Here is a 24,173-nt window from a genome sequence, read left to right on the forward strand (position 1 = left end):
TGACGGCCGCTCAGCTCGGCGTCACCAGGCGGGCCTCGTACGCGAACACCGCCGCCTGGGTGCGGTCGCGCAGGCCCAGTTTCACCAGGACGCGGCTCACATGGGTCTTGATCGTCGACTCCGCCACCACCAGGCGGCCGGCTATCTCGGCGTTCGACAGGCCCTGGGCTATCAGGATCAGCACCTCCGTCTCGCGTTCCGTCAGCTCCCCGTAGGCCGCCTGGGCCGCCGGCATCAGGCGGGGGGTGTCCGCCAGGCGGGAGAACTCCGTGATCAGGCGCCGGGTGACCGAGGGGGCGAGGAGGGCCTCGCCCGCCGCCACCACCCGTACGCCGTCGGCCAGCTGGCGCGCCGAGGCGTCCTTCAGCAGGAAGCCGGAGGCTCCCGCGCGCAGCGCCTGGTACACGTACTCGTCCAGGTCGAACGTGGTCAGCACCAGCACCTTCGCCGTCTCGTCCGCGGCGACGATCTCCCGGGTCGCCTCGATGCCGTTCAGCTCGGGCATGCGGATGTCCATCAGGACCACGTCCGGGGCGAGTTCCCGGACCCGGTCCACCGCCTCCCGGCCGTTGACCGCCTCGCCGACGACCTCGATGCCCGGCATCGCGTTCAGCAGCACCGAGAATCCCTCGCGGACCATCATCTGGTCGTCCGCGATCAGTACGCGGATCGTCATGCCCCGCCCTCGATCGCAGCGGTCGCCGCCGTCACCGGCAGGAACACCGTCACCTCGTACCCTCCCTCGGCCGTGGGGGCCGCCGTCATCTCGCCGTTCAGCATCGAGACGCGCTCCCGCATGCCGGTGATGCCGTGTCCGGCGCCGGGAGAGGGCTTCAGCAGGCCCGGAGCCGGGGGCGGGCCGTTGACGATGCGGACACCGAGGCCGCCGAGGACGTAGCCGATCTCCACGCGGGCGCTCGCGCCGGGCGCGTGGCGCAGGGTGTTGCTCAGCGCCTCCTGCACGATCCGGTACGCCGACAGCTCCACCCCCTGCGGCAGCTCGCGCACCGCGCCGGTCACCGCCTTCTCCACCGGCAGTCCGGCCTCGCGCACGTTGGCGAGCAGGCCGTCCAGGTCGGCGAGGGTGGGCTGCGGGGCGTCCGGGGCCTCGTAGTTCTCCGCGCGGACCACGCCGAGGACCCGGCGCAGCTCGGTCAGCGCCGCCACCGCGTTCTCCCGGATGGTGGCGAACGCCTTCTCCAGCTCCGGCGGCGGGTTCTCCACGCGGTAGGGCGCGGCCTCCGCCTGGATGGCGACCACCGACATGTGGTGGGCGACCACGTCGTGCAGCTCACGGGCGATCGTGGTGCGCTCCTCCAGGAGCGTGCGCCGCGAACGCTCGTGCTCGGTCACCGTCTGCTGGGCGGTCACCTCCTCATCGGCCTGCCGGCGTATGTGCCGGACCGTGACGACCAGCAGGACCAGCGCGGACACCACCAGCATGGCGGACGTGTCGGTCTCGTAGGGCGCGTAGCCGAAGGCGGTCTGCGCCCAGAAGCCGTACAGCGCGGTCAGCAGCCACATCCAGGCCGCCGTACGCGGGCGGGTGCGGATCGCCACGACCGTGAGCACCAGCAGGTGGGAGACGAGGCTGCCCGGCAACCAGGGCCAGCTGCCCCAGGTGCTGCCGACGACCGAGCTGGCCGCCGTCGCCGCGAGCGACAGCCAGAACGCGCCGACCGGACGCACCAGGGTCAGCAGCACCGGGGCCAGGGCGAGCAGCCCGCACAGCACCGCCGGTACGCCGGCGTCGGCACCCCCCACGCCGGTGGCCAGCGCCACGACTCCGCCGGCCGCCACCACCGCGTGCGGGGTCCAGACCGCGTAGGACCGCAGCCGGCCGAGGTGGCGGGTGAGGGGGCCGTCCACCGCCATGCGGGGCAACGGCCGGTAGGCGAAGGCCTGGTGGAACAGGTCCTGCCGCAGCCCGCGCAGTGCGTCCGCCGCCGCGCGGAACTCGGGGCTGCGCGGCTTGTACGGCTCGAACGCGCCGTCCGGCGTGTCCGGGGGCGTCGGGTGCGTCTGGGTGGTTTCGCTCACGTGGGAAACGGTAGGCGCCGACCGGGGGCGCGGTCGTCCCCTTGGAGAAGGGTCCTGGGACGTCCCTCTCAGGTACTACGGCTCGGCCGCGCAGGTCAGCGTCCTCCGGGGCGGACCACGCCCGACTCGTAGGCGAACACCGCCGCCTGGGTGCGGTCGCGCAGCCCCAGCTTCACCAGGATCCGGCCCACGTGGGTCTTCACGGTCTGCTCGGCCACGACCAGCCGCTCGGCGATCTCCGCGTTCGACAGGCCCTGCGCGATCAGCGCCAGCACCTCCGTCTCCCGCTCGGTGAGGCCGGCCACCCGCCGCTTGAGCGGGCCGCGGCCGCCGCCGTCCAGACGGGAGAACTCGGCGATGAGCCGGCGGGTGATGCCGGGGGCCAGCAGGGCGTCGCCCGCGGCCACCACCCGCACCGCCTCGGCCAGCTGGTCCGCGGAGGCGTCCTTGAGGAGGAAGCCGGAGGCCCCGGCCCGCAGCGCGTCGTACACGTACTCGTCCAGGTCGAACGTGGTCAGCACCAGCACCTTGACGGCGGGGTGGTCCCCGGTGATCCGGCCGGTCGCCTCGATGCCGCCCAGCTCGGGCATCCGGATGTCCATCAGCACGACGTCCGGGGCCAGTTCGGCGGTCCGGGCGATCGCGTCCCGGCCGTCCACCGCCTGCCCGACCACCTCGATGTCCGGCTGGGTGTCGAGCAGCACGGTGAAACCCTGCCGCACCATCTGCTGGTCGTCGGCGATGAGTACCCGGATGCTGCCGGAACCGCTCGTCATGGGCTCTGTTCTCCTGTCGGGGGCTGGTCGGACGGGTGCGGGGCGGTGTCCCCGGGGAGGTGGGCCGTGACGCTGAACCCGCCGCCCGGGGTGCGCTCCGCGCGGACACGGCCGCCGAGCATCGCCGCGCGCTCACGCATGCCGAGCAGCCCGTGTCCGGCGCCCGGGGAGGGCGGGACCGGGTGCTGCGGAGCCGAGTTGGTCACCACCAGGCGCAGGCCCTTCGGGAGGTGCCCGACCTCGACGTGCACCCGGGATCCCGGCGCGTGCCGCAGGGCGTTGCTCAACGCCTCCTGGATGATCCGGTACGCCGACAGCTCCACCCCCGGAGCGTACGGCCGGACCTCGCCGACGACCTCCGCGGTCACGTCCAGCCCGGCCGCGCGGGTGTTCTCGATCAGCCCGTCGAGCCGGGCGAGCGTGGGCTGGGGGGCGTCCGGGGCGGCGCCGGTGCCGGGAGCGCCGAGACCGTAGGGGTCCTCGGGGTTCTCGGAGCGCAGCACACCGAGCACCCGGCGCAGCTCGGTGAGCGCCTCCAGCGCGTTGCCGCGGATGCCGGCGAGGTTCTCCAGCAGCTCCTCGGAGGGGTCCTTGACGAGATGGGGGGCCACCTGGGCCTGGATGGAGATCACCGACATGTGGTGGGCGACCACGTCGTGCAGCTCGCGGGCGATCCGGTTGCGCTCCTCCAGCAGGGTGCGGCGGGCCCGCTCCTCCGCGGTGATCGTCGTCTGCTGGACCAGTTCGCTGCGGGCCTCCTGACGGCTGCGCAGGGTGCCGCCGACGGCGGTGGCGACGGCGAACAGGGCCACGGCGACCGCGCCGGTGCCGGAGTAGTGCCCCACGGCCGTACCGGCGCGCAGGACGAAGGTGACGGCCGTGGTCACGGCGAGCACGGTGAGGGTGCCGCGGAGGCGGACCCGCAGGGCGAGCAGCAGCAGCACGGCCGTGTGGCCCAGCAGTGTCGGTGTCGACCACGGCCAGTTGGGGCCGGGGGCCGGGACCGACTCCAGGTGCGGGCGGGCGAGGAGGGCGGTGACGGTGGCGGCGGCCAGCGACAGCGCCCAGGCCGGAACGGGACGCCGGACGGCCAGGACCATGGCGGCGGCCTGGAGCGAGGTGGCGAGGAGGGCGGTGGAGTACTCCAGGTCGTACGACTCGGAGACGTCGACGCCGCCGGCGAGGGCGATGGCGAGGGCCGTCCAGCCGATGAGGAGGTAGACGAGCAGGCGGGCCCAGCGGTACTTGGAGAAGGGCGGCGCGTGGCGGGCGGGGGCCTCGCCCAGCCACCTGCGCACGCGCCCCCGGCCGGAGGCGGCGCCGTCGGACGGGAGGTGACCGGTCCCGGCCGGAACGCGGTGGGGAGAAGGGGCGGGAGCGGGGGTGGGGGTGGAGGTGGGGCTCGGGTCCGCGGGTGTCACAGGGTGAACATTAGGCATGGTGAGGGGATTTCGTCGGCGGGAGGTGGCGGTGGACCACCGGGGAGGGGCGGTCGCGGGGTCGGCGCGGACCCTGCTCGTGGTGGCGGAAGGCCGCCCGGCACAGGGTCAGCGCCAGGGCGAACACCGGGAGCCAGGCCAGGCGGTACGCCACCCAGGCCGGTGAGTCGGGTGCGGTGTGCAGGCCGGGCAGGCGGCCGGCCGCGAGACCCGTGGCGGTGGTGGCCATCATGGCCGTCTGGTGCCAGAGGAAGATCGTCATCGCCGAGAGGTTGACGAGGGCGACCGCCGCCCAGGCGAGCGGGCGGGCCATCGCGCGCCGCAGCCGGTCGCGCAGCAGGAGCGCCAGTCCGCACTGGGCCAGACCGAACGTGACGGCCGCCAGGGTCGGGGGGTTCAGGTTGGAGACCGCGCTGCCGGGGACGCCGACCATGGACGCCGGGTAGCCCACCCACCCGACGAGGACCGCGGTGGCCGCCGTACCGCCGAGGAGGAGCGCCCACGCCGAGCGCCGGCTGCGCACCTCGCCCCGGGCCCAGGCCGCGCCCAGGGTGTAGGGGACCAGCCAGCCGGCGGCCACATTGGTCCAGCCGAGCCAGGACGGGCCGAGGTGCAGGCCGAAACGGAGCACGTCCACGTGCAGGACGACGGCGAGCGGCCAGAGCGGGCTGAGGCGGGCGACGAGCGGGGTGGCGGCCGTCAGCGCGGCGAGGACCAGCAGGAACCACAGGGGGGACAGCGCCAGTTTGCACAGGGTGTGGACGGTCGTCAGGGGTGTGCCGGTGAGCAGCAGGGCCGTGCCGGCCACCGCCCACAGGGCGAGGAGGGCGGCGACCGGACGGAACAGACGGGTGAGGCGGGCGCCCAGCCATCCGCCGTAGGACTCGCCCCGGCTCCGGGCCGTGGCCAGGCCGCGGGCCGCGACATGGCCGCCGACCAGGAAGAACACGGCCAGGGTCTGGAAGAGCCAGGAGACCGGGGCCAGCCGGGGCATGTGCTGCAACGGGCTCGCCGTGTGCAGTCCGCCGTCCTCCGCGACCAGGGCGGTGACCAGCCAGTGGCCGAGGACGACACCGAGGATCGCGACGGCCCGCAGGGCGTCGACGGCGCGGTCCCGGGAGGCGGGGGTGGCGGCGTCCACGCGGTGTACGGCGTGACGGAGCGCGAGCAGGGCGCGGTGCGGGGCGTGGGTGCCGGCGGCGGTGCGCGGGACACGGGCGGGGACGTGCGGGGCGCGCCGGCGGAGGGACGGCTCAGCCACGGGTTACCTCCCGGGAGCGGTCGAGGGTGATCCGGGCGAGGTTGGCCAAGGAGGCCGAGCCCGGGGCGAAGTAGCCGCTGTGGTCGGCGTCGGCCGCGTCGAAGACCCGGGCGCCGAAGGCGGTGGAGACGGGGTCGGTACCGAAGCCGACGGTGGTGCCGAAGAGGCCGGCACGGACGTGCGGGACGTCCGCCACCCAGTCGTCGCTCCCGCGGGCCGCCCAGACGCGGGCGCGGGTGCGCAGGGCGGCGACGGAGTCCGCGCCGGTGCCGGGACTGCCGACGAGGGCCATGTCGTCCGCGTCCAGACCAGGGGCGGCTCGGCCGCAGACCACCGAGCCGTAGGAGTGGCAGAGCACGGAGAGGTGCGTTCCGGCGGGGGCCAGGGTGCGCAGCCGGCGTACGAGGGCCCGCAGGCGGGGGGCGGCCTCGTCGGCGCGGGTCGTGGTGGTCACCGTGGTGCTCACCGTGGCCGGGGTCGCGTAGCCGAGCCAGGCGACGACGGCGACGCGCGGGGCGGGGCCGGGGCGGCGGGTGAGGTGCGTGTACAGGGCCGCGGCCGCCCGGTGGAAGCGGGCGTAGGTGTCGAGGGTGGTGTCCGAGCCGGGGACCAGGACCGCGACGTGCTCGGCGTGGGTCAGGTCGCCGAGGACCTCGGTGGCCTGGCCGATGCCCCGGCCGTCGAAGGCGAGGAGGTGGCGGGACGGGGCGGCGAGGGAGCGGTCCGCCGCCGCGCGGTGCGCGTCGCCGTGGACGGCGGCCATCCGGGCGGCCTCGGTGGCGTTCCTCCGGTTCGCCTCGTACGCGGAGGGGAGGGTGGACGGGGTGAGGGGGGCGGAGAGGAGCGCGGGGCGCGGGGCGGGGATCCGCGGGAGCGCCGCGCCGGCGAGGGGGACGACTATGGCGGCGGTGACGAGGGCGGAGAGGAGCGCCCGGCGCAGCCGGGCGGTCCGGGCGCGGGGGTGGGGCGGTCCGGGAGAGGGCGCCGGTGCTCGGCGCGCCGTCGTACCGGTGCGCGGGGGGAGCGACGCCGAGCGGTGTCGGGTCGTACCGGTTCGCTGGGCGTGCCCCATGGTCGGCTTCCTTTCCGTTGCCCGGCCATCGGGCGTGACGGAGAAGGAAGTTACGCAGCGGGGGCCCTCGTCGGCGTCCCGCCAGGGAGCTGTTCCGGCGGGTAGCTCTCAGGTATTACGGGTATCACCGGGCCGGCCCCGGAGGAGCCGCACGAGCCGGACGAACTGCAGCAGCCGGACCATCCCGCTCACCAGGCCAGTTGGGCGATCTCCTCCGCCACCACCGCACACGCGTCGGCGGCCGGATCGATCAGCGGGAAGTGGCCCACGTCCTCCAGCAGGGTCAGCCCGACCATCTCCCCCGCCTTCGCGGCCGCCTCCGCGTACGACTCGGCCACCTGCTGCGGCACCTCCAGGTCGGCGCGGCCCTGGACGAGGGTCGTCGCGATGCCCGTCGGCAGCAGCAGCGCCGGGTCCGCGTACGGGCGGCGCTCGGCGAAACGGTCCTGCCCGCCCAGCAGTTGCAGCGACGCGTGCCCGCAGACCTCGAGCTTCTCCGCCACCTCGAAGTCCGCGATCGGTGCGAGCGCGACGACCCCGCGCAGCGGCGCCGGTCCGTCCGTGCGCCAGGGGGCGTCCGCGGGGAGGACATGGCGGGCCGCCGCCCACAGGGCCAGGTGGCCGCCCGCCGAGTGGCCGGCCAGGACCGTACGACGGGGATCCGCCTGCGGCAGCACCTCGCCGGCCAGGGCCGGAAGGGCGTCCAGCGCCGCCGCGACGTCGTCGAGGGTGTCGGGCCAGCGACCGGCCGGCGGCGTGCCCCCGGACTCCCCCGCCGCCGTGGCACCTGCGGCACCCTCGGCACCACCCCGTCTGTACTCCACGTTCGCCACCGCGAACCCCCTGCGGGCCAGGTAGTCCGCGAAGGGCGTGATGTGACGGCGGTCGTAGCGGGCGCGCCAGGCGCCGCCGTGGAGGACCACCACCAGCGGGGCGGGCGACGTGGTCTGCGGGCCGGGGCGGGGGGCGTAGAAGTCGATCACCTGGTCGGGGTGGTCACCGTAGGCGGCCGTGACGTCGGGGTCGACCGGGGGGTGCGAGAAGGCCGACTCCTCTTCGGCGGCGGCGCGGGCTGCTGCGGCGTCGTCCGGCATGCTCCAACCTCTCAGGGAAGAAACGGGTTTGGCGGACCAGGTGGGAAATCGGCCGTTGGCCGGGACGGTATCAGGCCGGTGACGTGCGGGGACACGGGGATGTCACGCACGGTGAGGGCCGAACGGCTCTACGGGCCGGGACGCCCGGGGCCCCGCACCGCCCGGGCACGGGCCCCGCACCGCCCGGCACGGGGCCCCGCGTCCTCGGTGCTAGGCCAGCTCCTCCCCCAGCACCCGAGCCGCCCGCTCCACGTCCCCGAAGCCCACGTACAGCGGGGTGAAGCCGAAGCGGAGGACGTCGGGGTGGCGGAAGTCGCCCACCACGCCCCGGGCGATCAGGCGCTTCATCACCTCGCCCGCGTCCGCGCAGCGCAGCGCGATCTGGCTGCCCCGCTCCGCGTGCCGCTCCGGTGTCACGCACTCCACCCGGCCGGGCTCGGTGTACTCGGCCACGCACCGCAGGAAGAAGTCCGTCAGCGCGAGGGACTTGGCCCGTACGGCGGTGAGGGACACGCCGTCCCACACGTCGAGGGCGGCGTCCAGAGCCAGCAGGGAGAGGATGTCCGGCGTGCCGACCCGGCCGCGCACCGCGCCCGCCGCCGGGGTGTAGGCCGGGCTCATGCCGAAGGGCTCGGCGTGCGAGTTCCAGCCGGGCAGCGGGGAGTCGAAGCGGTCCTGCAGCTCACGGCGCACGTACAGGTACGCCGGTGAACCCGGGCCGCCGTTCAGGTACTTGTAGGTGCAGCCGACCGCGAGGTCCACGCCGTGCTCGTCCAGGCCGACCGGCAGGGCGCCCGCGCTGTGGCACAGGTCCCAGACCGCGAGGGCGCCGGCCGCGTGGACCGCCGCGGTGAGACCGGGGAGGTCGTGCAGCCGCCCGGTGCGGTAGTCGACGTGGTTGAGCAGTACGGCGGCCGTGCGGTCGCCCAGCGCCGCCGGCACCTCGGCCGGGGTCACCGGGCGCAGGGTGCGGCCGGTGAGCCGGGCCGCCGACTCGGCGATGTACCCGTCCGTGGGGAAGGTCGTCGCGTCCACCAGGAGTTCGTCGCGGCCGGCGTCCGCCATGCGGATCGCGGCCACCAGCGCCTTGAAGACGTTGACACTGGTGGAGTCGCCGACGACGACCTGGCCGGGCGCCGCGCCGACCAGCGGGGCGATCCGGTCGCCGATCCGCTCGGGCGCCGTCCACCAGCCGCTCTCCTCCCAGGAGCGGATCCGCAGTTCGCCCCACTGGCGACGGATGACGTCGGCCACCCGGTCGGGGACGTGCGCGGGGAGGGCGCCCAGGGAGTTGCCGTCCAGGTAGACGGCCGCGGTGCCGGCCGGGTCGTCCGACGCGGTGTCGAGGACGAAGCGGTCGCGCAGGGGGGCCAGTTCGTCGGACGCGTCCAGCTTCTGCGCGAGCAGGGGCAGCTCAGACATGGGACCTCGCCGTCCACAGCTCGGGGAACACGTTCTTGCGGGCGCGCTTTTCCAGCCAGGCCACGCCGGCGGAGCCGCCGGTGCCGGCCTTGGCGCCCATCGCGCGCCGGGTGGCGACCAGGTGGTCGTTGCGCCAGCGCCAGACCAGCTCGGCGACGTCGGTGAGGGCCTCGCCGAGCCGGGCGAGTTCGTCGCTCTCGTCACCCGCGTAGACCGCGGTCCAGGCGGCCTCCACGGCCTCCGACGGCTCGTAGCGCTGGGAGACGTCCCGGCGCAGCACGGTGCCGGGGACGGCGTGGCCGCGGCGCGCGAGGAGCCGCACGACCTCGTCGTACAGGCTCGGCTCGTGCAGCGCCTTCTCCAGTTCCGCGTGGACGCGCGGGGCGCCGCGGTGCGGTACGAGCATGGACGCGGACTTCTCGCCGAGCAGGAACTCAAGGCGCCGGTACATCGCCGACTGGAAGCCGGAGCCCTCGCCGAGCGCGCCGCGGTACGCGTTGAACTGCGCCGGGGTCAGCTGGCCGAGCGGCTTCCAGGAGGCGTTCAGGGCCTCCAGTTCCCGCACGGAGCGCTTCAGCGCGGCGATCGCGGTGGGCACGTCGTCCGAGCGGAGCGCCTGCGCGGCGGTCTCCCACTCGTGCACGATGACCGTGAACCACAGCTCCATGACCTGGGTGGTCACCAGGAAGACCATCTCTCCGGGATCGTCGGAGAGGGTGTGCTGGAGGTGGGTGAGGACGTCCGCCTTGACGTAGTCCTCGTACGGCGTCGTCCCCGCGAAATCGAGATTCGGGGTCTCGGGCTCAGCGGCCTCAGGAAGGGGGTGAGCCTGTTGGGACATCGCTGTCTCCTGTTGTTACTCCGGGTAGCGGTCCGCCCCTGCCGATGCCGGCACGGGGGCCCCGGTCCCCACCCCGCAATCCTCCGCAATGCCCCGGGGTACGGCAAGGCCCGCCTGCTGCCAGACGGGCCACACCGACGTCCCTCCGGATCAGCCCAGGGTCTGGGCCGCCTCCGGCGAGGAGTCCTTCAGGAACTGCGTGCAGCGCTCGTACTCGTCCTGCTCCCCGATCGCCTGCGCGGCGCGGGCGAGGGCGTGCAGGGCGCGCAGGAAGCCGCGGTTCGGCTCGTGCTCCCACGGGACCGGGCCGTGCCCCTTCCACCCGTTGCGACGCAGGGCGTCCAGGCCGCGGTGGTACCCCGTACGGGCGTACGCGTACGACTCCACGACCGCGCCCCGCTCGAACGCGTCGTCCGCCAGCTGCGCCCAGGCGAGGGAGGACGTGGGGTGCTTGGCGGCGACGTCCGCGGGCGCGGTGCCGTCCGCGAGCGCCTGCCGGGGCTCCGGGTCGTCGGGGAGGCGGGTGGGGGGCGGGCCGCCGAGGAGGTTCTCGTGAATCGTCATGGGTTCAGTCTCGCGCACCGGCGCCCCGGGGGCGTGCCCGGTGCGCCTCGCGGGGGCGGCGCAGGGGCGATGTGCGGCCGGCGGAGCCTCCGTCCCGCACCCGCGGCCACGGCGGCGCGGGAGCGGGACGGACCCGCGGCCACGGCGGCGCGGGGGCGGGACGGACCCGCGGCCACGGCGGCGCGGGAGCGGGACGGACCGCGGCCACGGTGCCGCCCGCTATGCCGGCCTGTCGGGCTCCAGCGGCGGAGCCGTCACGTTGCCGTGCGTCCGGCACTGCGGTCGGCAGCGGTCCGGGGACGGGCGGCGGACCAGGGTGAAGGCCAGGACCGAGCCCAGCAGCAGGATCCCCGCGCAGACCGGCATCGCCCGGTCGAACGCCGCGTCGAACGCCGGGGCCGACCGGTACGCCTCCGGACCCATGCCCGCCACGAGCGGGAGGGCGGCCACCGCGACCAGGCCCGCCGCACGGGCCGCCGCGTTGTTGATGCCGCTGGCCAGGCCCGCCCGGGCGGTGTCCACCGAGGCGAGGACGGTGGCCGTCAGGGGCGCCACCAGCGTGACCATGCCGGCGCCCATCACCAGCAGGGCGGGGAGGATGTCCGTCGCGTAGTCGGCTCCGGCCCCCACCCGCAGCATCAGCAGCATCGCCGCCGCGCACAGCAACGGCCCGGCCGTCAGCGGCAGCCGCGGACCCGTGCGGTCGGCGAGGGCACCGGAGCGGGAGGAGAACAGCAGCATCAGGGCCGTGGTGGGGAGCAGGGCCGTACCGGCGGCCAGGGGCGAGTAGCCCACCACCACCTGGAGCTGCAGGGCGGTGAGGAAGAAGAAGCCGCCGAAGGCCGCGTACACGCACAGGGTGACCAGGTTGACGGCCGTGAACCGGCGCGAGGCGAAGATGTCCGGCGGGAGCATCGGATCGGGGCGGTGCCGCTCCACCCGGACGAAGGCCAGCGCCGACGCCAGGCCCGCCGCCGCCGTCAGGGCCACCGCCGGGGAGCCGGTACGGGCCTCGATGAGCGCGTACGTCAGGAGGGCGAGGGCCAGGGCGCCGAGGACCGCGCCGAGGACGTCGAAGCGGCCGTGGGCGCGCTCGTCCGCCGACTCCGGTACGTGCCGCAGCGCGACCGGGACGCACAGCAGGGCCAGCGGCACGTTCAGCAGGAACACCCAGCGCCAGCCGGGACCGGCCACCAGCCAGCCGCCGAGGAAGGGGCCGACGGCGGCGCCGATCCCGCCGAAGCCGGACCACAGGCCGACCGCCCGGCCGCGGTCGTCGGGGTGGAAGGACGCCTGGATGAGCGCGAGCGAGCCGGGCGTGAGCAGGGCGCCGCCGACGCCCTGCAGCGCCCGGGCGGCGATCAGCATGACGTCGTTCACCGCGAGCCCGCACAGCAGGGAGGCGGTGGCGAACCACACCACCCCGACCAGGAAGATCCTGCGCCGGCCGTAGCGGTCGCCGAGCGAGCCGCCCAGCAGGATGAGGCCGGCCAGCGTGACCATGTACGCGTTGACCGTCCACTGGAGGGCGGCGAGGTCCGTGTCCAGGTCGCGGCCGATGCGCGGCAGGGCGACGTTGACGACGGTGGAGTCCAGCAGCGCCATGCCGGAGCCGAGGACCGTGGTGAACAGGATCCACCTGCCCTGGGGCGAGGCCAGCCGGACATCGGGCATGCCCCCAGGTATACAGCGGGCCCGGGGGCTTGGACAGCCGCCGGGCCCGGTGCGGCGCCGTGGCGCTTACTTGATCTTGTTGCCCGCCGAGCGGAGGTTCTGCGTGGCCTGGACGACGCGCGCGGCCATGCTCGCCTCGGCCAGCTTGCCCCAGGTGCGCGGGTCGTAGGCCTTCTTGTTGCCGACCTCGCCGTCGACCTTCAGGACGCCGTCGTAGTTCGCGAACATGTGACCGGCGACCGGCCGGGTGAACGCGTACTGCGTGTCGGTGTCCAGGTTCATCTTGACCACGCCGTTCTCCAGCGCGGTCTGGATCTCCTGCTCGGTGGAGCCGGAGCCGCCGTGGAAGACGAAGTCGAACGGCGACGCCTTGCCGAACTTGGCGGCGACGCCGTCGTTCAGCTCCTTCAGCAGCTCCGGGCGGAGGACGACGTTGCCCGGCTTGTACACGCCGTGCACGTTGCCGAAGGAGGCGGCCAGCAGGTAGCGGCCCTTCTCACCCAGGCCCAGGGCCTCGGCGGTGCGGATCGCGTCGTCGACGGTGGTGTACAGCTCGTCGTTGATCTCGTGGGTGACGCCGTCCTCCTCGCCGCCGGTGGGGGTGATCTCCACCTCGAGGATGATCTTGGCGGCGCGGGCCTGCTCCAGCAGCTCCTGCGCGATCGCCAGGTTGTCGGCGAGGGTCTCCGCCGAGCCGTCCCACATGTGGGACTGGAACAGCGGGGGGAGACCGGCCTCGACGCGCTTCTTGGACAGCGCCAGCAGCGGACGCACGTACCCGTCCAGCTTGTCCTTCGGGCAGTGGTCGGTGTGCAGCGCGATGTTGACCGGGTACTTCTCGGCGATGATGTGCGCGTACTCGGCGAGCGCGACCGCGCCGGTCACCATGTCCTTGCTGTACTGGCCGCCGAGGAACTCGGCACCGCCGGTCGAGATCTGGACGATGCCGTCGCTCTCCGCCTCCGCGAAGCCGCGCAGCGCCGCGTTCAGGGTCTGCGACGAGGTCACGTTGATGGCCGGGTAGGCGAACTTGCCTGCCTTCGCCCGGTCGAGCATCTCGTTGTAGACCTCGGGGGTTGCGATGGGCATCTGTCCGCTCCTTGTGTTGCGGGTAGGGGTTCTGCGTACGGCCCTGACCTAGACCTGCTGGGGATTCGACGTCGTCGTCGAGCACATCTTTCCAGACGAGACGGCACCCGTCGGTGCCCCGGTCAAGCCAAGGTCACACCGCGTCGTCAGTCCAGACCCAGTTCATCCTTCGAGAAGGCGAACCGGTACGGGACGCCCGCGCCGGCCTCGATCTTCTCGGCGGCGCCGGTCGCCCGGTCCACGATGGTCGCGACGGCGACGACCTCGGCACCGGCCTCGCGGACGGCCTCCACGGCGGTCAGCGGGGAGCCGCCGGTGGTGGAGGTGTCCTCGACGACCAGGACGCGGCGTCCGGCGATGTCGGGGCCCTCGACCCGGCGCTGGAGCCCATGCGCCTTGGCCGCCTTGCGGACGACGAACGCGTCCAGCCGGCGCCCGCGCGCGGCGGCGGCGTGCAGCATGGCGGCGGCGACCGGGTCGGCGCCCATGGTGAGCCCGCCGACCGCGTCGAACTCCAGGTCGGCGGTCAGGTCCAGCAGGACCTGGCCGACCAGCGGGGCGGCCTCGCCGTCGAGGGTGATGCGGCGCAGGTCGACGTAGTAGTCGGCCTCCAGACCGGAGGAGAGGGTCACCTTGCCGTGCACCACGGCCTTGTCCTTGATCTGCTGCAGCAGCGCGCCACGTACGTCCGTCATGCCGACCAGCTTAGAGCCGCCGCCAGCTCCAGGTGGTCGTCGCCTCCAGCGGCTCCAGCGGGGTGACCAGGCGCGGGAGGGTGTTCAGCCCGTTCGGCGGGCCGGTCTGCGGTTCGACGCAGACGGCCTCGGCCTGCTCGTCGTAGACCACCACCCACTCCTCGCGGCTGGTCACCCTCAGCTCCAGCTGCCCGGGCCAGGTGAGGGTGACGCCGACACCGCCGGGCATGCCGAAGCAGTCGTCCCAGGGACCGGGCCGCGGGTCGATCCGGTTGCCGGTGGGCAGGTGGTCGGCGCCGCGCTCCTCCTGCCAGGCGGGCTTGAAGTCCAGCCGGACGTCCTCGCCGCCGAGGTTGCGGTGGAACCAGGGGTGCCAGCCCACCTGGGCCGGGAAGGAGTCGTCGTACGTCTCGACGGACATCGTCAGCGTCAGGGCGTCCTCGGCGAGCGCGACGACCTGGGTGACGCGGCCGGGGTGCGGCCAGGGGTCGGTCAGCTCGTACGTGATCACCGCCTCGTTGTCCGTGACGCGCGCGGTGCGCCAGGCGCCGTCGCGCGCGGTGCCGTGGATGGCGTGCGGCGGGGAGTTGAGGGGCATCCGGCGGACGGTTCCGCCGTCCAGGAAGCGGCCCTCCCGGATCCGGCCGCACCAGGGGACCATCGGGAAACAGCCGTAGCGGGGCCCTTGCCGCAGCAGTTCCAGGGAGCCGGCCTTGAGGCTGCTGATACGGCCGCCGGCTGCCGGGCTGACGCGTACTTCCGCCTCGCCCGCGGTCAGCGTGATGTCTTCGTTACTCACGGGACGACAGTACTGGGGTCGGGGCCGGTCGGGGGCGGGTCCGGGGGACGCGGCTGCGGTCAGGGGGCCGTCAGCGGCGCTTGCGCAGGGCACGGCCCACGACGATCGCGGAGGCCAGCGCCAGCGCCGCCGCCGGTGCCGCCCAGCGCAGGGCCGTGCCGCCGGCGACCGTCTGCGGGGCCGGGACGGGGGCGTAGCGGCCGCGGGGCGGGGCGTGGTCGACCTCCTCGGCGCTGCGGCCGATCATCGTGCGGCGCGCGTGCGCGGCCTCGGCGGGGGGTTCGCCGGTGTCGGTGAAGTCCTGGTCCAGGGACGGCGGGGGGACCTCGGTGTCGAAGACGGAGGGGCGGGGGGTGCCGGCGTCGCTGCCGGCGTCGGCCTCGCTCCCGGCGGCCGTGTCGGGGCCGGCGTCGGTCTCGGCGTCGGCGTCGGCGGTAGGCGTCTGCTGCTCGTCGCCGTTCGTCACCAGGGCCTCCAGGAACCGGTTCAGCAGCCTCGTCGCGGCCGCGGTCACCGTCTCCTCCGGCAGTTCCGTGATGCGGCCGGTCGCGTCCGCCGTGCCCTCGGCCGTGACGGTGCAGCCGCCCTCGGTGTCCGCGAGGCGCAGGGTCAGGGCGAGCTTGACCGAGCCGGTGCCACGGGCCTCGGTGGCGTCGGCCTCGACGGCGTACCCGCCGTCCTCGCGGGGCGCGACGTGTGCCGTGCCCCGGTAGGTGACGGAGTGTCCGCCGACACGGAGCTTCAGCCGGCCGGTGACGGGTTCGGCACCGGCGTCCTGCTGCAGGCCGGGGACGGCGCGGGCCACGCGGGCCTGGTCGGCCAGAGCGGTCCGGAGCTGTTCGGCGGGGGCCGGGAGGAAGACCTGGTGCTCCATGGTGCGGGAGCCTACCCAGTCGCGGCCGGAACTCACCCGGTCGACTCGGTCGACCCGGTCGACCCGGTCGACTCGGCGAACCGTGAAGCGGGCGGGAACCCCCCGCACCGCTCGGCAGCCCTCGGCCCCCTCAGCGCCCCTCAGTACCGCGGGTGCACCAACGTCGACGCCGTCAGTCCCTCCACCCGCGTCCTCTGCGCCGCCCGCGCGTCCGCCGTCAGCCGGCCCTGCGTCAGCGTCCCGGAGTGGTCGCGGGGCACCCGCAGGTCCGGAGGCGTGGTCCCCGGAGCCGCCAGCAGGAACCCCCAGTCCCGGGGTGCCCGGGAGGCGTCCGTCGAGCGGTCGGGGCCGGCCGCGAAACCGGAGTCGTGGTCGAGGACGCGGTAGGGGGAGACGGCGAAGCCGGCGGTGCGGAGGGTCGCGGCGACGGTCCAGAAGGCGCGGGGGCGGGTGGTGACGGGCCCGGCGTGCACCACGAGACGGCCGTCCCGGGTGAGGACCCGGCGGGCCAGGCCGTAGAACTCCTGGGAGTACAGCTTGGTGCTGGCGGTGATGCCGGGATCGGGGAGGTCGGCGATCACGACGTCGTACGCCGGTCTCCGCGCCCCCCGCAGCCAGGCGAGCGCGTCCGCGACGGTGACGTGCACGCGCGGGTCGGCGAGGGCGTACCCGTTGGCGGCGGACAGGCCGGGGTCGCGGCGGGCCAGGTCCACCAGGCCGGGGTCGAGTTCGACGACGTCCACGCGGCGCACCCCCCGGTGGCGCAGTACCTCGTGGGCGGCGAGGCCGTCGCCGCCGCCGAGGACGAGGACGCGCGCGTGCGGGCCGGTCACGGCGGGCCCGACCAGGGCCTCGTGGTAGCGGTGCCCGTCGCGGCCGCCGACGCGGAGGCGGCCGTCGAGGAAGAGGTCGAGGGGGCGTGTGCCGGTCCCGCCGGAGAGGACCACCTCCTGGACGTCGGTCTGCACGGCCACCCGGACGTCCGTGCCGTACACGGCGTGCCGGGCCGCGCGTTCGAAGTCGCCGGCGAGGGCGGCGGCGGAGGCGAGGACACCGAGGACGGTGAGGCCGGCGAGGAGGAGGGTCCAGCGGGCGCGACGGGTGAGGTCGCGGCGGAAGAGGCCGAGGACCAGGGCGCCGCCCGCGACGACGTTGACCGTGCCGGTCAGCAGGGCGCCCGTCAACTGGCCGAGGAACGGCAGGAGGAGGAAGGGGAAGGCGAGGCCGCCGACGAGTGCGCCGACGTAGTCCGCGGCGAACAGGTCGGCCACCGCCCCGCCCGCGTCCTGCCGGCGGATGCGCTGGATCAGCTCCATGAGCAGCGGGACCTCGGCACCGATGAGCAGGCCGATGGCCAGGGAGAAGGCGACCAGCAGGCAGCGCGGTCCGTCGGCCCACATCCCGCCCCAGCCGGCGGTCCAGGCGAAGACGGCGTACAGGGCCATGGCGCTGCACCCGCCGACCAGGGCGAGGGCGGACTCGACCGCGCCGAAGCCGGCCGCCGCGTGCCAGCGCAGCCGTTTGGCACCGAGGGAGCCGATGCCCATCGCGAACACCATCACGGACAGCACCACGGAGGCCTGGGTGACCGAGTCGCCGATCAAGTAGGAGGCGAACGCGACGAGTTCGAGTTCGTACACGAGTCCGCAGGCGGCGCAGACGAAGACGCACACGAGGACCAGGAACCGCCCGGTGCCGGGTCGGACGGGCAGCCGTGCGGGGCCTGTCCGGGAGGGCGGGGCGCCCGGGGGCGCGGGGGCCTGCGGTTCGATCACGCTGCGACGTTACGTCACGCACGCGGCACGCTTCGTCACCCACACGTGTGGATCTGGAGGCGGTCGACGCATGGTGGGTTTATGTCGCCGCGGACTGCCGGGCCGCTCCCGTCCGCGCGCCGACCCGGGTCCGGGTGGCCACCAGCTGGCCGTCCTGCGGGTAGGCGTGCCAGGTGCGCCAGTGCACCTGGCCCTCGTGCCGCTGGGCCAGCATCGCGGTGAAGGCGTGCGGGCTGCCCGGGAAGACCCCGGCCAGGCCGTGCGGATGGTCGGAAACGAGGGCCAGCAGCTCCTGGGCACGGCCCGCGAAGGAGCCGGGGGTGAGGATCTCGACGCGGGCGGCGAACTCGTACTCCCAGTCACCGACCCGCTTGGCGACGCCCAGCGGCAGCGGGGTGCTGGATCCGGGGATGCACGCGACCGTCTCCGAACAGCGGCCTCGCTCCTCCTCCAGCAGCACCTGGTGGGAGGCGCCGAGCAGCCGCAACTGCAGTCGCGCGCCGGCGAGTTCCAGATCGAGGGTGGCCAGGGCGGGCAGCGGTTCGCGTCCCAGGGCCCAGGCCAGGTCGGCAGCGCGCGTATCGGTGTACGTGGTGTTCAGGGTCGTGAGCATGGATCGGCTCCGCTAACACGCAAATGAGGGGGAGATCGGCCATGTCAGCCCTGCCGGCCCGGCCGGGGTGGGCAGTCTGGGGACGTCCGAGGGGCTGCGTTGGCGATTTAGAGGGAATCATGAACAGTGGCGACGCCACAGCGTTTTTACCCAACTTCGTGGGGTTTCCATCCCTCAGAGGGCTCCACAGTTCAACTGTTCAACCATGGCGTACGCCGGGCGCGGGTTCACGACGCCGGGCGCCCGCCGGATGTCTGCCCGGCGGGCGCCCGGCGGGTGCGGCCCGGATGCGGTTCCCCCCTGTTCCGGAAAGCTCAGCCGCCCCGTGTCAGCTGCCTCCCCCGCATCCGCCCCCGCCGCCGCACGACGACCCCCCGCCGCACGAGGACCCCCCGCCGCACGACGAGCTGCTCCCGCACGACGAACCGCCGCCACAGGAGTGCCCCCCGTGGTGCCCGCCGTGGTGCCCCCCGCCCCCCGACGAGCCGGAGTCCCCGCCACCGACCCACCAGCTGCTCGCACTGCTGTCGGTGGACGACGACGCGGCCGACCCGGACGACGCGGACGCCGCGCGGTACGACCGGTTCCGCGCGCGGCCGGACTTGCCCCGCGAGAGCCGGGCCTTCCGGCTCCTGCGGGCCTCGCCCGCCAGGACGAACATCACCACGACCACCACCAGGATGATGCCCTCGATCGCACTGTCGCTCATGGCGCCACCCTCCTTCCGTTCCCCCGAAGCGGCCCCCCGTGGGCGCCTCGCGTGGTGCCGCGCCTCGCGCGGTGCCCGGGGGATGCCCGGCCGCCGTGTGCCGCAAAGCAGAGTTGAGGAACTCCAGAGCTTGAGCGCAGGATGACCGGCATGACCTCCAGCGCACGTCCTCACCTCAACCGCCGGCTCGCCGCGTTCGGGACGACGATCTTCGCCGAGATGTCGGCGCTGGCCGTGGCGACCGGGGCGATCAACCTGGGCCAGGGCTTCCCCGACACCGACGGCCCGGAGGAGATCCGGGAGGCCGCCGTGCGGGCGCTGCGCGACGGCCGCGGCAACCAGTACCCGCCCGGCCCCGGCGTCCCCGAGCTGCGTACCGCGATCGCCGCGCACCAGCAGCGCCGCTACGGCCTGTCCTACGACCCCGACACCGAGGTGCTGGTCACGGCGGGCGCCACCGAGGCGATCGCGGCCGCGCTGCTGGCGCTGGTCGAGCCGGGGGACGAGGTGGTGGCGCTGGAGCCGTACTACGACTCGTACGCGGCGAGCATCGCGATGGCGGGCGGCACCCGGGTGCCGGTGACCCTCAGGCCGCGGGACGGCAGCTTCCGGCTGGACCTGGACGAGCTGCGGGCCGCGGTCACCGGCCGCACCCGGCTGCTGCTCCTGAACACCCCGCACAACCCGACCGGAACGGTCCTCACGCGCGCGGAGCTGGCCGCGATCGCCGAGCTGGCGGTGGAGCGGGACCTGCTGGTGGTGACCGACGAGGTGTACGAGCACCTGGTCTTCGACGGCGCCCGGCACGTGCCGCTGGCGACGTTCCCCGGGATGCGCGAGCGCACGGTGAGCATCGGGTCGGCCGGCAAGACGTTCTCGTTCACCGGCTGGAAGGTCGGCTGGGTGACGGCGGCACCGGAGCTGGTGAGCGCGGTCCGCTCGGTGAAGCAGTTCCTGACGTACGTCGCCTCGGGGCCCTTCCAGTACGCGGTGGCGGAGGCGCTGGCGCTGCCCGACTCCTACTTCGAGGAGTTCCGCCGGAGCATGCTGGCCCGCCGGGACATCCTGGCGGAGGGGCTCACGGCGGCGGGTTTCGAGGTGTTCCGGCCGGCCGGCACCTACTTCGTCACCACCGACATCCGGCCCCTCGGAGAGAAGGACGGCTTCGCGTTCTGCCGGGCCCTGCCGGAGCGGGCGGGCGTGGTGGCCATCCCGAACGCGGTGTTCTACGACGACCGGGAGGCGGGGGCGCCGTTCGTGCGGTTCGCCTTCTGCAAGCGGGAGGAAGTGCTCCGCGAGGCGGCGGAGCGGCTGCGCGCGATGTGAGCGCGGTGGCCGTGGCGCGGGGGGACGCACCGGACCGGGTCCGGGAGCGGACGCCCCCGGACCGGCCGTCGCCGGTTACTCCCCGTCGTCCTCGGGCGTCTCGGAGTCGTTGACCTCCTGCTCCAGGCCGAGCTGCTCGACCAGCCACTTGTCGAACTCGATCGCGGCCCGCACCCAGCTGACCGTGGAGGAGACGAAGTGGTTGATGTCGACGCCCGTGCCGATCAGCATCTGGGCCTCGCCGATCAGACGGACGGTGCCGTCGTCGTGGGTGTGGGTGTACACCTTGGGCCACAGGGTGCGGCGGTTCCACTCGTCGATGGACTCCAGCAGCTGGAGCCGCTCGTCGATCTTGTGCGGGCGGTCGTAGAAGGTCCGCACCGAGAAGATCGCCTGCTCGTCCTCGCCACGGAACATGAAGTACGTGCGGAACTGCTCCCACGGCGCGGCGAGGTCACCCTCCTCGTCGACGACGTACTTCAGCTCCATCTGGTCGAGAAGCTGCTTCACCAGGTCCTGATCCGGGAGGACGGGGCCCGCCGGTCCTTGGGGCTGCGGTTCGGGCTGGCCCCCGAAATTCGGAATCGAGGACGGGTCGATGCTCACCGTGTTTTTCCCTTCATGCGGATGCCGCCATCCTCCCCCATGCGGGGAGGGGGGAGGCAAGCCCCGACGCCCGCCTGTCCGCCGTCGGCGGACATGATTCCGGCGTCCGGGCGGACGGGGAGGGGGTGGCGGGAGCGACGGGAGCGACCAGGGCCCGGGGGACGCCGCCGTACGAGGGCCCGGAGGACGCGTACGAGGGCCCGCGACGGGCCCTCGTACGGCTCTCGGGTGTCACGGCGCGGGCGTCACAGCGTCTTCCCCGTGGCCGGGCCCACCAGCAGGCCGTCGCCGAAGCGGTCGACGCGGACCGTGTCGCCGTCCTTGACCTCGCCGGCGAGGATCTCCTTGGCGAGCCGGTCGCCGATGGCGCTCTGCACCAGGCGGCGCAGCGGCCGGGCGCCGTAGGCCGGGTCCAGGCCCTCCTCCGCGAGCCAGGCCAGCGCCTCGGGGCTGACGTCCAGCCTGAGCTGCCGCTCGGCCAGCCGCTTGCCCAGCCGGTCGATCTGCAGCCGGGCGATCCGCTCCAGCTCCGGCTTGGTCAGTGCCGAGAAGACGACCAGGTCGTCCAGCCGGTTGAGGAACTCCGGCTTGAAGGAGGCCCGGACCACCTCCAGTACCTGCTCCTTCTTCTCCGCCTCGCTGGTGATCGGGTCGACCAGGTACTGGCTGCCCAGGTTGGAGGTGAGCACCAGGATGGTGTTGCGGAAGTCGACGGTACGGCCCTGACCGTCGGTCAGGCGGCCGTCGTCCAGCACCTGGAGCAGGATGTCGAAGACCTCCGGGTGGGCCTTCTCCACCTCGTCCAGCAGGATCACGCTGTACGGGCGCCGGCGCACCGCCTCGGTCAGCTGGCCGCCCTCCTCGTACCCGATGTAGCCGGGGGGCGCGCCGACCAGCCGGGCCACGCTGTGCTTCTCGCCGTACTCCGACATGTCGATGCGGACCATGGCCCGCTCGTCGTCGAAGAGGAAGTCCGCGAGCGCCTTGGCGAGTTCGGTCTTGCCGACACCGGTCGGACCGAGGAAGAGGAAGGTGCCGGTGGGCCGGTCGGGGTCGGCGATCCCGGCCCGCGACCGCCGTACGGCGTCACTGACCGCCCGTACGGCCCCGCTCTGCCCGATGAGCCGCCGGCCGATCTCCTCCTCCATCCGCAGCAGCTTCTGCGTCTCGCCCTCCATCAGCCGCCCGGCGGGGATGCCGGTCCAGGCGGCGACGACGTCGGCGATGTCGTCGGCGCCGACCTCCTCCTTGACCATGGTGTCCTTGGCGGCCTCCTCCTCGGCGGCCGAGGCGGCCTCCAGCTCCTTCTCCAGCTGCGGGATCTCGCCGTACAGCAGCTTGGCCGCGGTGTCGAAGTCGCCGTCCCGCTGGGCGCGTTCGGCCTGCCCGCGCAGGTCGTCCAGCCTCTCCTTCAGCTCACCGACCCGGTTGAGGGACTGCTTCTCCTTCTCCCAGCGGGCGGTGAGGCCCCGCAGCTCCTCCTCCTTGTCGGCGAGGTCGCGGCGCAGCTTCTCCAGGCGGGCGAGGGAGGCCGGGTCGGTCTCCTTGCCGATCGCCAGCTCCTCCATCTTCAGCCGGTCGACGGAGCGCTGGAGTTCGTCGATCTCCACGGGCGAGGAGTCGATCTCCATCCGCAGCCGGGAGGCGGACTCGTCCACGAGGTCGATGGCCTTGTCCGGCAGGAAGCGGGAGGTGATGTACCGGTCGGACAGGGTGGCGGCGGCCACCAGCGCGCTGTCCGCGATCTGCACCTTGTGGTGGGCCTCGTAGCGCCCCTTGAGCCCGCGCAGGATGGCGATGGTGTCCTCGACGGTCGGCTCGGCGACCAGCACCTGCTGGAAGCGCCGCTCCAGGGCCGGGTCCTTCTCGATCCGCTCCCGGTACTCGTCCAGCGTGGTGGCGCCCACCATGCGCAGCTCACCGCGGGCGAGCATGGGCTTGAGCATGTTGCCCGCGTCCATGGCCGAGTCCCCGCCGGCGCCGGCACCGACCACGGTGTGCAGCTCGTCGATGAAGGTGATGATCTGCCCGTCGGAGTCCTTGATCTCGGCGAGGACGGCCTTCAGCCGCTCCTCGAACTCGCCGCGGTACTTGGCGCCGGCCACCATCGCGCCGAGGTCGAGCGCGACGAGCCGCTTGTCCTTGAGCGACTCGGGCACGTCCCCCTTCACGATCCGCTGCGCGAGGCCCTCGACCACGGCGGTCTTGCCGACGCCCGGCTCACCGATGAGGACGGGGTTGTTCTTGGTGCGGCGGCTCAGCACCTGCACGACCCGCCGGATCTCCTGGTCCCGCCCGATGACCGGGTCGAGCCGGCCCTCGCGGGCGGCGGCGGTGAAGTCGGTGCCGAACTTCTCCAGGGCCTTGTACTGGCCCTCCGGATCGGCGGTGGTCACGCGGCGTCCTCCCCTGGCCTTCCTGAAGGCCTCCAGCAGCTTCTTGGCCTCGGCGCCCTGCCGGGTGAGCAGCTCACCGGCGGCACCGCCCTTGGCGGCGATGCCGATCAGCAGGTGCTCGGTCGACAGGTACTCGTCGCCCAGTTCCCTGGCGCGCTCGCCCGCGTCGGCGATCACGGCCAGCAGCTCGCGGTTGGGCTGCGGCGGTGCGACGGTCGACCCGGTCACGCTCGGCAGCGAGGCCAGGACCTTCTCGGCGCCCGCGCGTACGGCGGCCTGGTCGGCGTCGACGGCCGCGAGCAGGTCGGTGATGTTCTCGTTGTCCTGCCCCTGGAGCAGGGCCAGCAGCAGGTGGGCGGGGGTGAGGTCCGGGTGCCCCTCGGTCACGGCACGGTTACCGGCCGCATTGATCGCGTCCCGGCTCCTGTTGGTCAGCTCGGCGTCCACGGTGTCCGTTCTCCTCCTCGACCACTGTCCACTGCTGACTTAACCAGCATACGCAAACTTGAGTCTATTCAACTCAAGGTGATGGGGATGAGACTTCGGGTCTAGGTTGCGCCCATGGACGAGCCGTACCTCGCCTTCTGGCGCGAACGACACCTGTGCACCCTGACGACGCTCCGCCCCGACGGCAGCCCGCACGTCGTGCCGGTGGGGGTGACCTACGACGCCGAGGCGGGGCTGGCCCGGGTGATCACCAACGGGACGAGCGCGAAGGTGCGGCACGTACGCGCGGCCGGGCCCGAGGGCGCCCGGGTGGCGGTGTGCCAGGTGGACGGCCGGCGCTGGGCCACGCTGGAGGGGCGGGCGCGGGTGCGGACCGAGCCGGAGCGGGTCGCGGAGGCGGTGCGGCGGTACGCCGACCGGTACGAACGGACGCCGTCGCCGAACCCGGCCCGGGTGGTCATCGAGATCGAGGTGGAGCGGGCGCTGGGGCACGGCTGACCACCGGCGAATTCCAGCCACCGCGAAGGCCGGCGGAAGGACGCCCGGATCCTGAAATATCCCCGGAAACTGCAGCGGGGGGGACGGGGGGGGGGGGGGGGGGGGGGGAGGGGGGGGGGAGGGATTGAGGGATCCTTTGCGAACGGGGGGGCAAGGTAGGCAA

Annotated in this window: 21 protein-coding genes; 2 read left to right on the plus strand and 19 right to left on the minus strand. The window is 73.9% G+C overall.

All coding sequences use genetic code 11. The features are described from left to right. Positions 1-10: 10 nt before the first annotated feature. The 17 genes from ACZ4VF_RS24825 to ACZ4VF_RS24905 all read right to left on the minus strand — a co-directional run bounded on the left by ACZ4VF_RS24825 (position 11) and on the right by ACZ4VF_RS24905 (position 18,028). Positions 11-676 carry a response regulator gene (locus ACZ4VF_RS24825; protein WP_467928595.1) on the minus strand — a complete coding sequence of 222 codons (666 nt, stop codon included), beginning with the start codon at positions 674-676 and terminating at the stop codon, positions 11-13. Beyond that, positions 673-2,040: a sensor histidine kinase gene (locus ACZ4VF_RS24830; protein ID WP_467928596.1), complete on the minus strand. Its 1,368-nt coding sequence runs from the start codon at positions 2,038-2,040 to the stop codon at positions 673-675. Before ACZ4VF_RS24830 ends, ACZ4VF_RS24825 begins: the two co-directional genes overlap by 4 nt. A gap of 95 nt (positions 2,041-2,135) precedes the next feature. Then, a complete protein-coding gene (locus ACZ4VF_RS24835) occupies positions 2,136-2,816 on the minus strand; it encodes a response regulator (protein ID WP_467928598.1) in 681 nt (226 codons plus the stop codon). Continuing rightward, the gene (locus ACZ4VF_RS24840; RefSeq protein ID WP_467928599.1) at positions 2,813-4,114 is read right to left on the minus strand and encodes a sensor histidine kinase; all 1,302 of its coding nucleotides are present in this window, start codon (positions 4,112-4,114) and stop codon (positions 2,813-2,815) included. Before ACZ4VF_RS24840 ends, ACZ4VF_RS24835 begins: the two co-directional genes overlap by 4 nt. Before the next feature lie 133 nt (positions 4,115-4,247). After that, positions 4,248-5,516 (minus strand): acyltransferase family protein, encoded by a 1,269-nt coding sequence (locus ACZ4VF_RS24845; protein ID WP_467928600.1) that lies wholly within the window; start codon positions 5,514-5,516, stop codon positions 4,248-4,250. After that, positions 5,509-6,588 (minus strand): alpha/beta hydrolase, encoded by a 1,080-nt coding sequence (locus ACZ4VF_RS24850; protein ID WP_467928602.1) that lies wholly within the window; start codon positions 6,586-6,588, stop codon positions 5,509-5,511. Before ACZ4VF_RS24850 ends, ACZ4VF_RS24845 begins: the two co-directional genes overlap by 8 nt. Before the next feature lie 188 nt (positions 6,589-6,776). Further along, on the minus strand, positions 6,777-7,682 hold the full coding sequence (locus ACZ4VF_RS24855) for an alpha/beta hydrolase (protein WP_467928603.1): 906 nt from the start codon (positions 7,680-7,682) through the stop codon (positions 6,777-6,779). Between the two features lie 210 nt (positions 7,683-7,892). Then, the gene (gene kynU / locus ACZ4VF_RS24860) at positions 7,893-9,104 is read right to left on the minus strand and encodes a kynureninase (RefSeq protein ID WP_467928605.1); all 1,212 of its coding nucleotides are present in this window, start codon (positions 9,102-9,104) and stop codon (positions 7,893-7,895) included. Then, positions 9,097-9,945, minus strand: coding sequence for a tryptophan 2,3-dioxygenase family protein (locus tag ACZ4VF_RS24865; RefSeq protein ID WP_467928606.1), 849 nt, complete (start codon positions 9,943-9,945; stop codon positions 9,097-9,099). The genes kynU and ACZ4VF_RS24865 overlap by 8 nt, the downstream gene beginning before the upstream one ends. 150 nt (positions 9,946-10,095) lie before the next feature. Continuing rightward, complete coding sequence (locus ACZ4VF_RS24870) at positions 10,096-10,509, minus strand: DUF3151 domain-containing protein (protein WP_467928607.1); 414 nt, start codon at positions 10,507-10,509, stop codon at positions 10,096-10,098. 219 nt (positions 10,510-10,728) lie between these two features. Continuing rightward, positions 10,729-12,183 (minus strand): MFS transporter, encoded by a 1,455-nt coding sequence (locus ACZ4VF_RS24875; protein ID WP_467928609.1) that lies wholly within the window; start codon positions 12,181-12,183, stop codon positions 10,729-10,731. 66 nt (positions 12,184-12,249) lie between these two features. Next, positions 12,250-13,272: a class II fructose-bisphosphate aldolase gene (fbaA, locus tag ACZ4VF_RS24880; protein ID WP_467928610.1), complete on the minus strand. Its 1,023-nt coding sequence runs from the start codon at positions 13,270-13,272 to the stop codon at positions 12,250-12,252. A 146-nt stretch (positions 13,273-13,418) separates the two neighbouring features. After that, positions 13,419-13,967: an orotate phosphoribosyltransferase gene (gene pyrE, locus ACZ4VF_RS24885; RefSeq protein WP_189981938.1), complete on the minus strand. Its 549-nt coding sequence runs from the start codon at positions 13,965-13,967 to the stop codon at positions 13,419-13,421. Between the two features lie 10 nt (positions 13,968-13,977). After that, positions 13,978-14,766, minus strand: a complete 789-nt coding sequence (locus ACZ4VF_RS24890) for an aldose epimerase family protein (protein ID WP_467928612.1) — start codon at positions 14,764-14,766, stop codon at positions 13,978-13,980. A gap of 70 nt (positions 14,767-14,836) precedes the next feature. Then, on the minus strand, positions 14,837-15,640 hold the full coding sequence (locus tag ACZ4VF_RS24895) for an SRPBCC family protein (RefSeq protein WP_467928613.1): 804 nt from the start codon (positions 15,638-15,640) through the stop codon (positions 14,837-14,839). A gap of 140 nt (positions 15,641-15,780) precedes the next feature. Further along, entirely contained in the window at positions 15,781-17,415 is a 1,635-nt protein-coding gene (locus tag ACZ4VF_RS24900; protein WP_467928614.1) for a polyamine aminopropyltransferase, read from the minus strand. A gap of 79 nt (positions 17,416-17,494) precedes the next feature. Then, positions 17,495-18,028, minus strand: coding sequence for a DUF2617 family protein (locus ACZ4VF_RS24905; RefSeq protein WP_467928615.1), 534 nt, complete (start codon positions 18,026-18,028; stop codon positions 17,495-17,497). 850 nt (positions 18,029-18,878) lie between these two features. Here ACZ4VF_RS24905 and ACZ4VF_RS24910 point away from each other — a divergent pair. After that, the gene (locus ACZ4VF_RS24910; protein ID WP_467928617.1) at positions 18,879-20,063 is read left to right on the plus strand and encodes a pyridoxal phosphate-dependent aminotransferase; all 1,185 of its coding nucleotides are present in this window, start codon (positions 18,879-18,881) and stop codon (positions 20,061-20,063) included. 75 nt (positions 20,064-20,138) lie between these two features. On the opposite strand, the gene ACZ4VF_RS24915 is transcribed toward ACZ4VF_RS24910, so the two are convergent. Together ACZ4VF_RS24915 and clpB are read right to left on the minus strand one after the other, a co-directional pair. Further along, entirely contained in the window at positions 20,139-20,669 is a 531-nt protein-coding gene (locus tag ACZ4VF_RS24915; protein ID WP_356151698.1) for a type III secretion system chaperone family protein, read from the minus strand. 245 nt (positions 20,670-20,914) lie between these two features. Continuing rightward, positions 20,915-23,512 (minus strand): ATP-dependent chaperone ClpB, encoded by a 2,598-nt coding sequence (clpB, locus tag ACZ4VF_RS24920; protein ID WP_467928618.1) that lies wholly within the window; start codon positions 23,510-23,512, stop codon positions 20,915-20,917. Positions 23,513-23,626: 114 nt separating this feature from the next. Here clpB and ACZ4VF_RS24925 point away from each other — a divergent pair, with 114 nt between their 5' ends. Beyond that, positions 23,627-24,010 (plus strand): pyridoxamine 5'-phosphate oxidase family protein, encoded by a 384-nt coding sequence (locus ACZ4VF_RS24925; RefSeq protein WP_467928619.1) that lies wholly within the window; start codon positions 23,627-23,629, stop codon positions 24,008-24,010. Positions 24,011-24,173 lie beyond the last annotated feature (163 nt).

This window comes from Streptomyces sp. NPDC029151, assembly GCF_055564315.1.